Source organism: Aliamphritea hakodatensis (assembly GCF_024347195.1).
In the GTDB taxonomy this organism is placed as follows: Bacteria; Pseudomonadota; Gammaproteobacteria; order Pseudomonadales; family Balneatricaceae; genus Amphritea; species Amphritea hakodatensis.
The window spans coordinates 2,553,691-2,565,845 of the sequence record NZ_AP025281.1 but is presented as its reverse complement, the minus strand read 5'-3'; the positions used below and the strand labels follow the sequence as shown (position 1 = coordinate 2,565,845).

Annotated in this window: 11 protein-coding genes; 7 read left to right on the top strand and 4 right to left on the bottom strand. The window is 53.4% G+C overall.

Annotated features, from left to right (window positions below):
• Window positions 1–165: 165 nt before the first annotated feature.
• The 5 genes from PCI15_RS11760 to PCI15_RS11740 all read left to right on the top strand — a co-directional run bounded on the left by PCI15_RS11760 (window position 166) and on the right by PCI15_RS11740 (window position 4,953).
• Window positions 166–942: a 3-hydroxybutyrate dehydrogenase gene (locus PCI15_RS11760; RefSeq protein ID WP_271274532.1), complete on the top strand. Its 777-nt coding sequence runs from the start codon at window positions 166–168 to the stop codon at window positions 940–942.
• A gap of 83 nt (window positions 943–1,025) precedes the next feature.
• Entirely contained in the window at window positions 1,026–2,093 is a 1,068-nt protein-coding gene (locus PCI15_RS11755; RefSeq protein ID WP_271274531.1) for a TRAP transporter substrate-binding protein, read from the top strand.
• Between the two features lie 105 nt (window positions 2,094–2,198).
• Complete coding sequence (locus PCI15_RS11750; RefSeq protein WP_376787836.1) at window positions 2,199–2,729, top strand: TRAP transporter small permease subunit; 531 nt, start codon at window positions 2,199–2,201, stop codon at window positions 2,727–2,729.
• Complete coding sequence (locus PCI15_RS11745) at window positions 2,729–4,114, top strand: TRAP transporter large permease (RefSeq protein WP_271274529.1); 1,386 nt, start codon at window positions 2,729–2,731, stop codon at window positions 4,112–4,114. Before PCI15_RS11750 ends, PCI15_RS11745 begins: the two co-directional genes overlap by 1 nt.
• A gap of 80 nt (window positions 4,115–4,194) precedes the next feature.
• A complete protein-coding gene (locus tag PCI15_RS11740) occupies window positions 4,195–4,953 on the top strand; it encodes a spermidine synthase (RefSeq protein WP_271274528.1) in 759 nt (252 codons plus the stop codon).
• On the opposite strand, the gene PCI15_RS11735 is transcribed toward PCI15_RS11740, so the two are convergent.
• Window positions 4,950–6,401, bottom strand: a complete 1,452-nt coding sequence (locus tag PCI15_RS11735) for an aminotransferase-like domain-containing protein (protein WP_271274527.1) — start codon at window positions 6,399–6,401, stop codon at window positions 4,950–4,952. The two genes, PCI15_RS11740 and PCI15_RS11735, sit on opposite strands and share 4 nt — an antisense overlap.
• A gap of 168 nt (window positions 6,402–6,569) precedes the next feature.
• Between PCI15_RS11735 and PCI15_RS11730 the strand changes: the two genes are divergently transcribed.
• Complete coding sequence (locus tag PCI15_RS11730) at window positions 6,570–7,172, top strand: LysE family translocator (protein ID WP_271274526.1); 603 nt, start codon at window positions 6,570–6,572, stop codon at window positions 7,170–7,172.
• 62 nt (window positions 7,173–7,234) lie between these two features.
• On the opposite strand, the gene PCI15_RS11725 is transcribed toward PCI15_RS11730, so the two are convergent.
• Window positions 7,235–8,215, bottom strand: coding sequence for a cytochrome-c peroxidase (locus PCI15_RS11725; protein WP_271274525.1), 981 nt, complete (start codon window positions 8,213–8,215; stop codon window positions 7,235–7,237).
• 267 nt (window positions 8,216–8,482) lie between these two features.
• A complete protein-coding gene (locus PCI15_RS11720) occupies window positions 8,483–9,373 on the bottom strand; it encodes a LysR family transcriptional regulator (RefSeq protein WP_271274524.1) in 891 nt (296 codons plus the stop codon).
• Between the two features lie 149 nt (window positions 9,374–9,522).
• Here PCI15_RS11720 and PCI15_RS11715 point away from each other — a divergent pair, with 149 nt between their 5' ends.
• Window positions 9,523–10,725, top strand: a complete 1,203-nt coding sequence (locus tag PCI15_RS11715; RefSeq protein ID WP_271274523.1) for an NADH:flavin oxidoreductase/NADH oxidase family protein — start codon at window positions 9,523–9,525, stop codon at window positions 10,723–10,725.
• A 55-nt stretch (window positions 10,726–10,780) separates the two neighbouring features.
• Here PCI15_RS11715 and PCI15_RS11710 read toward each other — a convergent pair whose 3' ends face one another.
• Window positions 10,781–12,145 (bottom strand): malonyl-CoA decarboxylase, encoded by a 1,365-nt coding sequence (locus PCI15_RS11710; protein WP_271274522.1) that lies wholly within the window; start codon window positions 12,143–12,145, stop codon window positions 10,781–10,783.
• Between the last annotated feature and the right edge of the window lie 10 nt (window positions 12,146–12,155).

Sequence of the window (12,155 nt, the reverse complement as noted above, 5' to 3'; positions counted from 1 at the left end):
AGCAAGCCGGCTACTCTCTTTTCATATAAATCAATAGCTTAGGAATTTGGCACAGAGTCTGCAATAAGGACGTTAATAAAATTTGCGCAGAGGCCCGATCCTCATGACCGGAAAACAGACAGTTGTCTGCCGGTCACGCGCTCAGAATAATAACGGAGACTCTCTATGCAGACGCGAACGGCCCTGGTAACCGGCTCAAGCAGTGGTATTGGTCTGGCATGTGCTCACCGGCTTGCCGCCAGTGGTATGAACATCATGCTTCACGGCCTGGAAGATAAAGCCTTTGGAGAGCAGCTGTGTGAACAGTTTGCCGGCTATGGGGTCAGGTGTGCTTACCAGCCTGCAGATTTAAGTGATGTTGGCCAGCTGGAATCCCTGATCAGCACAACAATCACGCAATTTGGCGGCCTGGATGTGCTGGTCAACAATGCCGGTATTCAGTACACCGCACCTGCCGAACAGTTTCCCACGGAAAAGTGGGATCAGATCATCGCCATTAATCTTTCTGCTGCTTTTCATACTACCCGCCTGTGCCTGCCGCACTTTCAGCAGCAGGGGTTTGGCCGCATCGTCAATATTGCTTCGGTCCACGGTCTGGTTGCATCCGTTAATAAAGCGGCCTACTGCGCTGCTAAGCACGGTCTGGTGGGTTTTACTAAGGTGGTTGCACTGGAAAACGCCGCGGCAGGCATTACCGCCAACTGTATCTGCCCCGGCTGGGTCGATACCCCCCTGCTGAACGATCAGATCGCGGCCATCGCCGCTGAGAAAAACTGCTCTGCTGAACAGGCCAAACACGATCTGGTGGTAGATAAACAGGCCTATCCTGATCTGATTAAACCGGATGCCATCGGTGACATGGTGGTGTTTCTCTGCAGTGAATCCGCCCGTGGAATCAACGGTGCAGCCCTGCCGATAGACGGTGCCTGGAGCGCCCAGTAACCCATTAATTTTCATCAGTTTAAGTGGAACGACGCTATACCCGGAATTTTTTAACGACATTCTCTGATAAACAAGGAACCATCATGAAAAAAATAAAATCGATGTTCGCTGTATCACTGTTAACCGCCGCAATGGCCGCCGGCAGCACCGCTGCTTCTGCCGCGGATAAAGTTCTGCTGAAAACCCCGATTGCATTTGGCTCCCACCTGCCGGCACTGGGTACTCCCATTAAATGGGTTTCGGAACAGCTTAAGCTGATGAGTGATGGCTCAATAAAGATGAAGATCTATGAGCCGGGTAAACTGGTTGCCCCGAAAGAGATTCTCGATGCGGTATCTTCCGGCAAGGTGAATTCCGGCTATGCAACGGCCGGTTACTGGCAGGGTAAAATGCCGGCAGCCGCGCTGTTCTCTGCTGTGCCTTTCGGCCCGGAAGCCGGTGAGTACATGGCCTGGCTGTATTACGGTAATGGCCTGAAACTGTATCAGGAAATGTATGACACTAACGGTTACAACGTTAAAGTCATTCCCTGCGCAATCATTTCGCCGGAAACCTCCGGCTGGTTCAGCAAAGAAATCAACAGCCCGGAAGACCTCAGTGGCCTGAACATGCGTTTCTTCGGTCTGGGTGCCTCCGTGATGGAAAAACTGGGTGTATCCACGTCTCAGTTGCCGGGCGGCGAAATCTTTGGCGCGCTTGAGAAAGGTGCCATTGACGCCTCTGAATTCTCTCAGCCAGCCATCGATCAGCGTCTGGGCTTCCATAAGATCGTTAAGTACAACTACTTCCCGGGCTGGCACCAGCAGGCGACCATTTTTGAATTACTGGTAAACAAAGACGCCTGGGGCAAACTGTCTGTTGGCCAGCAGGCCATTGTTGAAAATGCCTGTAAAGCATCCATGACCAATGCCATTGCAGAGGGTGAATCCATGCAGTTTGAGGTGATGGCCAAAGCTCAGGAAAACGGTGTGAATATCCGTTACTGGAGCGATGACATGCTGAACACCTTTAACGAAAAGTGGTTGGAAGTGGTGGCTGACAAAACTGCGGCTGATCCTTTCTTTACCAAAGTGTGGGATGACCTGAGTACGTTCCGTAAAGGTTACGATCTTTGGGAAGCAAACGCTTTCTTGCCCCGCACGACAAATTAGCCCCATACTGACTGAGTATCGTACAGTGCTTCAGCCCCGGCTGTTGCACTGTTTTTGTGCGGTATCAGAACGGACATTCGACAATAACAATAAGGGATGCATCGGGTGAATGACGCAAACAATACACGGCCTCCAGTGGGATTTTCAGACGGTATAGACCGGCTAATTCAGAAAGTCGGCGGGCTGATTGCCTGGGCTTATGTACTGCTGATTCTGGTTATTATGGCGCAGGTTATTCTGCGTAAAGGGTTTTCCAGCGGGCTGATCATGCTGGAGGAACTGCAGTGGCATCTGTATGCCATTGGGGTGATGTTTGGCTTAGCCTACGCCCAGACCACCAATTCCCACATCCGTGTGGACCTCTTCTATACCGGGTTTCGCGCCCGGACCAAATACCTTGTCGAGATCTTCGGCATTCTGTTTCTGTTACTGCCGTTTATCACGGTGATCTTTCTGCACAGCCTGGATTTCGTTGCTGACGCCTGGCGCATCAACGAACATTCTGAATCCCCTTCCGGCCTGCCCTGGCGCTGGCTGATTAAAGGTGTGATTCCCCTGAGTATGGCGATGCTTATTCTGGCGGCACTTTCCCGCCTGTATCGCGATACCCTGTTGCTGTTCAGAGGGACTGATTGATGGAAATTAATGAAATTCTAGTCATTGCGATGTTCGTCTCATTCATCGCACTGTTATTTACCGGCATCCCGGTCGCCTGGGTTTTAGGTGGCATCGGGGTTATCTTTGCCGGCATCGGCTACATTGCGGATACCTACTTCGACACCATTACCGGGCTGGATTATCTGACCCTCGGTCTGGTGGTGAACCGCCTCTGGAAGATCATGGACAACTGGATTCTGGTGGCGCTCCCCATGTTCATATTCATGGGCATCATGCTGGACAAATCCGGCGTGGCAGAACGGCTGATGAAATCCATGCAGGAACTGTTCGGCAACGTCCGTGGCGGTTTGGCCATCACGGTAACAGCCATCGGCATTATCCTGGCGGCATCCACCGGTATCATCGGGGCATCCGTGGTGTTGTTAGCCGTTATGTCCCTGCCTTCTATGACTAAACAGGGCTATGCCATGCCGCTGGCACTGGGCACCATCGCCAGCGCCGGTACCCTGGGGATTCTGATTCCGCCGAGCATCATGTTGGTCATCATGGCTGACCAGTTAGGTCTGTCCGTGGGTGATCTCTTCATGGGGGCTGTGTTCCCGGGCCTGATGCTGGGTGCCATGTACATTGCCTACATTCTGATTACCGGCTTCCTCAAGCCTGAGTCTGCGCCGCTGCCAGCGGACGCCAAACCGGTGACTATGGCAACGCTGATTTCTGTACTTAAGGCTATTTTGCCGACATTAGCACTGATCTTCGTAGTATTGGGGTCGATCTTCGCCGGCATTGCCACGCCGACAGAAGCCTCTGGTGTGGGCGCTTTCGGGGCCACCCTGCTGGCCATGTACAACCGTAAGTTCAGTTTTAAAGTGCTGAAAGAAGTGATGACCGGTACCTACAACACCACGGCATACATCTTTGCCATTTTCATCGGGGCTACCTGTTTTGCGCTGGTACTGCGGGAGCTGGGCGGTGATGAGCTGATCGAGTCCTTCCTGACCGGACTGCCGTTCGGCCCATACGGCATTATCTTCTTTATCCTTGGGGTAATCTTCCTGCTGGGCTTCTTCCTGGACTGGATAGAAATCACCCTGATTATCCTGCCGCTGCTGGCACCGGTGATTTCTGCCCTGGGGCTGGATATCAACGGCTACGGTGTGGTGGATAATCCGGAGCTCGTGTGGTTCGTGATGCTCGTCGCCATGGCCTTGCAGACCTCCTTCCTCACCCCGCCGGTGGGCTTCGCCCTGTTCTATCTGAAAGGGGTATGTCCGCCGAATGTGAAAATTACCGATATCTATAAAGGTGTGACACCCTTTATTATTCTGCAGCTGACCGGCCTGTTAATCCTGGTATTCTGGCCACAGCTAGTGCTCTGGTTACCTGCTACTGCATACGGTTAAAAACGTGCTGGAGTAAGCGTGGGCGGCTGTATATACTCAGCCGCTTATGCCAGCAGGAACAGCAGCAGGAAACCCACTGTATGAGCGCATTTGAAGTCAGCCGCTACCATGATGAATGGGGTCCCATTCATGTTCTCAGTGACAACGACAATATATACCTAACCTTCGGTAACGGCGGTGAGCAAAGCGGTATGCAGGTCAACCAGCCCGATCGCCTGCTCTTTCAGTACACCCAGTGCATGATGCTGGCGTTATTACTCGCCCCGGACGCCCGGGGTGCCACCCTGCTCGGTTTAGGGGCTGGCTCGCTGGCGAAAGCCCTGTTGCTGGCGGATGAAAACCTGCAAGTAACCGTTGTCGAACTGCGGGAGAAAGTCGCACTGGCGGCCCGTGACTGGTTTTCGTTACCGGATTCGAAGCGCCTGACCCTGCATATAGGTGACGCCTTTGAGCATATTCAGGCGCCTTTACTGCCGGCCGGTCAGCAGGATCTGTTATTCGTCGATCTCTATCTGGATAACGGTTTACAGGATCAGTTGGTTGATCCGGCCTTCTTACAGGCCAGTTATGATCATTTAAAGGATGAAGGCGTGCTGGTCATCAATTTGTGGGATGAAGGTAAAGGTATCCTGCCCCTCTGTATGGATACCCTGCAGGAGGTGTTCGGTTCCCAGCCGTTACAGGCCAGCACCCAGGAAGGCAATGTAATTGTGTTTGTGGGAAAGGATATTCAGCTGGACCCACACCCCCGCCGCCTGCAGGCCCAAGCAAAGAAACTGGGCGGCCATCTGGATGTACCCCTGCAGCGGTTGCTGAACCGGCTGCAGGTAGTGGTTTAGGCTTTTTTCAGTAAGGGTTTAAGGATCCCCGTCAGCTTTTGCAGCGCCTTTTCATAGCGCTCATCCTTCGGCGGGATCAGTACCAGCCTGATGTATTGCTTAAACCGCGGTGCCAGGCTGAATACTTCACCCGGCAGGAAGTCACAATCCTTCGCCCGGGCCTGCCGGCGTACTTCACTAACATCCACATAATCCGGAAGCCTTATCCAGAGCGCATACCCGCCACTTGGTGAGGTAATTTCAATTGCACTGCCCAGTTCAGCATGCAGATATTCGCTGGCCTCATTCAGAAAGGCTTTCATCTCGCCCCGCCATTGACGCAGCTGGCTGGCATACCGGGAGCCGTTAAGGTAGTTCGCCAGTGCTTTCTGGCGGAAATACGGGCCGCTGATCTGGCTGATGGCCACCTGGGTCATATAGGCATCGCGGAAGCGCCCCGGCAGGCACCAGCCAAGCCGTTCGCTGTCCCCGACGATTTTCGAGATCGAGCTGACCAGCATACACCAGCCGTCAGTGTCATAACTGATAACCGGTCTGGGAAAGGCTTCAGAAAAGTTCAGCGTGGCGCAGATGTCGTCCTCAATGACCGGAATCCTCAGACTGTTGGCCCAGTGAGCGATGTCCCGTTTATAGTCATCACTGATGGTTACCCCGGTCGGATTATGGCAGACCGGATTGATGATCAGCGCGGCGATATCGCCACTGTACATCACTGTTTTAAGGGATTCGTAATCCGGCCCCGCCGGTGTCATGGGGACCTCCACCGCGTTCAGTTGCAGCTGCCCCAGTAATGCCAGATAGCCGGGAAATGCCGGCGTGGGTACGGCAACATTATCACCGGGCTGACACACTGTCCGTAACGCATGTTCCATGGCGTGCTGACAACCGCTGGTAATCTGCACCTGAGTTGGATTTACGTTGGTCTGGCGCTGAGCATACAGACGACACAGGGCGTCTCTTAATGGCAGATAACCTGCTGAGCTTTCCATCCCCCTTCTGGATGGCTGTAACAGCACCTTGTGATAATGACGCTGGAAAGAACGGAACATGTCCAGCTCCGGTGACAGCACCATGTTAATGAACTGGCCATTTGATTGCCCGTTGAGGATAGAGGCATCCAGCCATTTCTGTGCCTGAGGCGCCAGCCGGGAATCAGCCTTAAAGGGTTCGAACGGCCGGTAATGCTGTTGAGGCTTTGACTGAAAGTTAACCCGTGTGCCCTGCCGGGGTTGCCGGCTGATCAGGTCTTGCTGTTCAAGAATGTCCAGTACACTGCGAATGGTATTTATGCTGACATGATAATCCGCTGCAAGCTGCCGGATTGCCGGTAAACGTGTGCCATGACTGAGTTCGCTGTTGCGGATTTTCTGTTCGATTAATCCGGCGATCTGTAAATACCGGGGCTGGCCGGTCTGTGTCTGATTTTGTGTCTGGTTGTTTCCGGTCATGGTGTCCCGAGGCCTGTCGCTGTTCATGTTTGTAAAGCTTATCAGCCCGGCTGAGTATGCAAAGGGAAAACCCCTGTGTCTATTCATTATTCTGCTTTGTGTGTCTGTGTCCTTTGCTTGTCCTGCTCCTATACTGTCTGCTCATTCAACGCGGAGCCGGAAAACCTGATGTCTGCAAATCTTGAGTTACTGATGCCCTTTGTTCTGGTTGCTTACACTATGTGGGCGACACCGGGGCCGAATAATATGATGTTGGTATATTCCGGGGCTAAGTTCGGGGTAAGGGCAACCCTGCCACATATTTTTGGCATTCTGGCCGGCACGGTACTACTGAATTCACTGGCGGTGCTGGGGCTGAAGCCCCTGATCGATACCTGGCCGCAAACCCTGCTGGTTCTGAAGGTAATGGGCAGTGTGTGGCTGTGTATGATCGGCTGGAAAATGGCTACGGCCCGACAGTCCGGGGGCGATAAGCAGGTGGAAAAACCGATGCGTTTTATCATGGCGGTGTTATTCCAGTTCGCCAATCCAAAGGCTATCAGTGCCACCCTTGCGCTGGTCAGTCTTGTACTGGTGGCGATTGAACAGGAGCCTGAGCTGATCTGGCTGGTGTTACTGATCATCCCGCCGCTGAGTTTTCTGTCGATTACCCCCTGGGCCGTCGCAGGCCGGGCAATCCGACGATTTCTGTCAACCGAACTGCGCTGGAAGCTGTTTACCCGGACAACCGGCGGCCTGACGGCTGGGTGCGCACTGTTTTTGTGGCTGTAAGGCCAGGCTGATAAATCAAAAAGCAGCCCGGGGGCTGCTTTTGCGTTTTCTCAGTTCAGTTATCAGGCCGGATCAGGCCGTGGGGTATTGTTGGTTGATGGCGGCAGCTGTGGCAGTTTAAAGCTTGGCTGGTCACCGGTAAGGGTTTTCAGGAAGGCAACAATTTCATCTGTTTCTTCCTGCTTCAGTGCTTTGCCCAGCTGTAGCTCAGCCATGATGTTGACGGCTTCTTCCAGCGTCCAGATAGCGCCATCGTGGAAGTACGGATAGGTCAGCTCTACATTACGCAGTGTCGGGACTTTGAACTTGAAACGGTCGATTTCCTGACCGGTTACCGCTGACAGCCCGGCTGCCGGATTGTCAGTTTTATAGGGCTTTACAAGACCCATTTTCTGAAAGGAGTTACCGCCTACCGCCTGGCCGTTATGGCAGGCAGTACAGCCGGTCGCTTTAAAACGCTCATAACCTGCTTTCGCAATATCTGAAATGGCATCTTTTTCACCTTTAAGGTAACGGTCGAACGGTGCATTCGGTGTCACCAGCGTTTCCTCGAATGCGGCGATTGCATCGGTCACCTGATCAATGGCGATCGCATCAGTGTCGTATACCGCGTTAAAAGATGCTTTGTACTGTGGAATTGTATCCAGAACCTCAACAGCCAGCTGGTGACTGAAGCCCATTTCTATCGGGTTGGCGATGGGCCCTGCGGCTTGTTCCTGCAAGTCTTTGGCGCGGCCATCCCAGAACTGGGCAATATTAAGGCTGCTGTTCAGTACAGTGGGGGCATTAATGGGCCCTAGGGTCCAGTTATGGCCGATTGAAGTCGGCATGTTGTCAGTTCCGCCCATGCTGAGGTTGTGGCATGAGTTACAGGATATAAAGCCGGATTTAGACAGTCTGGGATCAAAATACAGTTGCTTACCCAGCTCCACTTTTGCAGGGCTTGTTACCGTATAGGGTTCGACAGGTTGTAAAGGTTCATTGGCCATTACAGGAAAAACGGTCAGAAGGCCCAGCAGGGCCAGACCAGAGCGTTGTTTCATGGTATAAATCTCCGTTGTGAGCCCGCAGCCCGACCGGTCACCGACGCAGCCTGCCAGTTGAGACGGTGATTCGGTCGCCTGCGCGGTTCCGTTTTATTCAGCCCTTGTCGGATACAAAGGCTGATTTGCTTCTTTTACCGTTACCGGTACCGGCAGAGTAGAACTTCAGCGCAAACGGCATTCTGACCTGTATCAATGATCTTAATTAGCTTTACCTATGTGATTCATAGGCAATTTTTATCTGTGACTGATTTTCGTCTCACGCACTTAAATCAGTGCGGCGCATTTCTCCCTTAGCATCTCACGGAACGCAATGACCGCTGGGGTAACCTGCTTTCTTCCCGGGCAAAGCAGGTAAAGCTCAACGGGAGGTGACTGATAGTCGTTAAGTAACGGTACCAGCCTGCCCTGTTTAATATCTGCTGCGACATCGATCTGTGAGCGATAGGCAACGCCCTTTCCGGCCACCGCCCAGCGGCGCACGATATCGGTATCATTGCTGATCCGGTTGCTGCTGACTTTAAGCCGGTGTTTGCCGGTTTCGCCGCTATATTCCCAGTGATTAAATAACCGGCCGTCCAGCCGGTACAACAGGCAGTTATGAGCTTTAAGTTCATCGGGATGTGCCGGCACACCCACGTCTGCGAGATACTCAGGAGACGCGCAGGTAATCCGTTTCAGGGTGGCTATGTGGAAAGACACCATGGTGGAATCCTGCGGTTTACCGTAACGCAGCGCTACATCGACCTGATCCTGAAAGAAATTTGACAGGCTGTCACTCACATTCAGATCAATGGTCAGTGCCGGATACTGCTCCATCATTTCGTCCACCCAGCCAAACACCAGATTGCGGCCGAGATCAGAGGATACGGAAAACCTCAGGTTGCCACTGATGTCATTTAAATTGCTGTGTGCGGCCGCCATACCCTGTTCAAGGGTGTCCAGTGCATGCCGGCAGTGAAACAGAAATTTCTCCCCGGCGGCGGTGATTCTCAGTTGCCGGGTGGTCCGGATAAACAACTGCATATCCAACTGAGCTTCCAGGCGGCGTAGCCCCAGGCTTGCAGCTGCGGTGGTAATGCCCAGCTGCCTGGCAGACTCAGTGATGCTGCCGGTTTCGGCGATGCGGATAAACAGGTTCAGATCAGATATGTTCATTATTAAATTTTATTTAATAGTCATTGTAGTATTACTGTGTTTTTAGTTTAGATAAGTTCGCCGATAATGTCTTCATCAGTCGGGCGCTTAAGTCAGGAGCTTGAGTTTTCAGAGCCTGTGCAGCCCTTATAAACAGATGAGAAGACACTATGAATACACAAACCGGATCAGCCCCGCAGCTGGGCGATGCTATACAGTTGCCCGGTGGCGCAGTACTGAAGAACAGAATGGTAAAATCCGCCATGTCAGATTCGCTGGGTGACGGCACGGGCAACCCGACGGCTGCCCAGACTCGCCTCTATGAACGCTGGGCTCAGGGCGGTCTGGCGTTATCGCTGATCGGTGAGGTGCAGTCTGACCCCCGTTATCCGGAAAAGCCCGGAAACCTGATGCTGTGGGAACATTCAGATCTGGACAGCCTGCGGGAACTGACTGCCAGAGCGTCGGTAAACGGTGCGCATATCTGGCCGCAGCTGGGCCATGGTGGTGCCTTGTCACATAGCCCTATATATCAGCCGAAAGGGCCTTCTGCATTGCACATTGGTGATTTCAGATGTGACGGAATGACCCTTGCAGAGATTCAGCAGTTACCGGAAACCTACGCCCGGTCTGCGACGCTGGCCAAAGAAGTCGGCTTTACTGGTGTGCAGATCCATGCTGGCCACGGTTTTTTGCTCAGTCAGTTCCTGTCACCGCTGTTTAATCGCCGGGAGGATGAGTACGGCGGTTCAGTTGCCCGGCGGGCGCGGATTGTGACGGAAATTATTGCGGCAGTCCGTGAAGCTGTCGGTCCGGCTTTTCCTGTCGGGATCAAGATCAACACGTCGGATCTGCTGGAAGGCGGCCTGACCCGGCAGGACGCACTGGAAACCATCAGCTTGCTGGATAAAACCACCCTTGATCTTATCGAGCTAAGCGGCGGTACTTACTTTCCCGGCGCTAAATCCAGTTCAGACAGTGCGGCTAAAGGCCCCTACTACGTGGAGTTTGCAGCACAGGCGCGGGAAATCACGGCCATTCCGCTGATGGTTACCGGCGGTTTTAAGTCCCGGCAAGACGCTACTGATGCCCTGGCTGGCGGAAATACTGATCTGATCGGGGTGGCCCGCGCCACCATCCTTAATCCGTCGCTGGCCAGTGACTGGCTGGCCGGAAAAGGTGATCCTGAGTTTCCCCGTTTCGAAACCAATCCGCCGGGAGGCATTACCGCCTGGTACACCCTGCTGCTAACTGCGCTGGCAAATGATGAAGAAGCAGGCTTTGAGCTGGATTTACCCACCGCATTGCGGGTTTATGAAGAGCGGGATGCGCTCAAAACCGCGCGCTGGAAAGATGCTTTCTGGCTGGTATAGACGAACAACCCTCCGTCGGTTTGTCCCGAACGGAGGGTATAACAGGAATGAAACCTTATTTCTTGTGTTTACTGAGCGCCGCTGACAGTGCGATATCACCGTTACCGGTGTAACCCTGGCTGCGGGATTCAATGTGTGGCAGTTCGTAAAGGTAATTCACCATGAGCCCCAGAGATTGCTGCAGGCCCTTCTCTGACTGGTCAGCCAGCCAGTTTATCCGCGCCAGTTGGGCACCGTTGGTCAGATGGAAGTGTGCCACAGGGTCCCTGACAAACGGCGCATACCGGGGATGCTTTGCCTGGGTAAAGTAAGCCAGTGCCAGCGGCTCGATCTGCTCTTTCAGAGCCTCACGTTCGGTCTGATCCGCCTGCACCAGTTGCTGGCGCAGTTGTTCAGAATTACTGCTGAATGCCAGTGTCTTCTGTTCCTCTTCGCTGAGGTTATCCAGCCACTGGGTAAAGCCCGGTACCGGTGATAATGTCGCAAACTGCTTCAGTTGCGGGAAGTCATGCTGCAACTGGTTCACCACCCGTTTGATCAGGAAGTTGCCCAGGCTGATGCCCCGCAATCCCTTCTGGGTGTTGGAGATGGAATAGAAGATGGCACTGTCCGCCTGATTCAGATCCGCCAGCGGCGCATCCTCATCCAGCAGGGTCTGTACGTTCCCGGCCAGCCCTTCAACCAGTGCCACTTCCACAAAGATAAGGGGCTCGTTTGGCATGTTCGGGTGGAAGAACGCAAAGCAGCGCCGGTCTGAATCCAGGCGGTTTTTCAGGTCGTTCCAGCTTTGTATTTCGTGTACCGCTTCATACTCAATGAGCTTCTCAAGAAGGTCCGCCCCTGAGTGCCAGGTGATCTCTTCCAGTTGCAATAAACCTACGTCAAACCAACTGGTTAGCAGACGTTTTAAATCTTCTTCAAGAGGTTTTAAATGAGGGTGCTGACGGCTCAGTTTAAGGAGTTCAGCGCGCATATCCACCAGGAATTTAACCCCTTCCGGCAGTTCATTGAACTGACGTAAAAGCACCATTCTTGGCGGTTCAAGTTGGTGGCGAAGCTTGCGGGTCAGTGCCGGACGGCTGTCGCTGTCAGCGGCCTGCCAGGCTTGCATCAGCTCACTTAACGGCTGTTCCTGAATATCGAATTTCTGGCATAACAGGGTGAAGAAGGTCACCCGGCCGGTTTCGTTCAGCTCCAGATAACAACGGCCAAGTTGCGCGGTACGGTTGCGGGCGGCAACGTCCCCTGCTCCGTCGATACAGGCATCGATCCAGGTGAGCAGTTGTTCGTGGTCAGAGGTTTCAAGATCCGGGGTCAGCGTCAGGCTGTCCAGCGCATCTTTGTTCCCCAGTGCTTCCCGCCAGAGAGGCATCAGGTGTTGTATGGTTTTTTGCCAGAGGCTGCTTGGATTATCGAGCACGGGCAGATCC

Excerpts from the sequence above, each read along its gene's own strand:
- PCI15_RS11760 (WP_271274532.1), top strand. The coding sequence starts at position 166 with ATGCAGACGCGAACGGCCCTGGTAACCGGCTCAAGCAGTGGTATTGGT.
- PCI15_RS11720 (WP_271274524.1), bottom strand. The coding sequence starts at position 9,373 with ATGAACATATCTGATCTGAACCTGTTTATCCGCATCGCCGAAACCGGC.
- PCI15_RS11745 (WP_271274529.1), top strand. The coding sequence starts at position 2,729 with ATGGAAATTAATGAAATTCTAGTCATTGCGATGTTCGTCTCATTCATC.
- PCI15_RS11740 (WP_271274528.1), top strand. The coding sequence starts at position 4,195 with ATGAGCGCATTTGAAGTCAGCCGCTACCATGATGAATGGGGTCCCATT.
- PCI15_RS11730 (WP_271274526.1), top strand. The coding sequence starts at position 6,570 with ATGTCTGCAAATCTTGAGTTACTGATGCCCTTTGTTCTGGTTGCTTAC.
- PCI15_RS11725 (WP_271274525.1), bottom strand. The coding sequence starts at position 8,215 with ATGAAACAACGCTCTGGTCTGGCCCTGCTGGGCCTTCTGACCGTTTTT.
- PCI15_RS11755 (WP_271274531.1), top strand. The coding sequence starts at position 1,026 with ATGAAAAAAATAAAATCGATGTTCGCTGTATCACTGTTAACCGCCGCA.
- PCI15_RS11735 (WP_271274527.1), bottom strand. The coding sequence starts at position 6,401 with ATGACCGGAAACAACCAGACACAAAATCAGACACAGACCGGCCAGCCC.
- PCI15_RS11715 (WP_271274523.1), top strand. The coding sequence starts at position 9,523 with ATGAATACACAAACCGGATCAGCCCCGCAGCTGGGCGATGCTATACAG.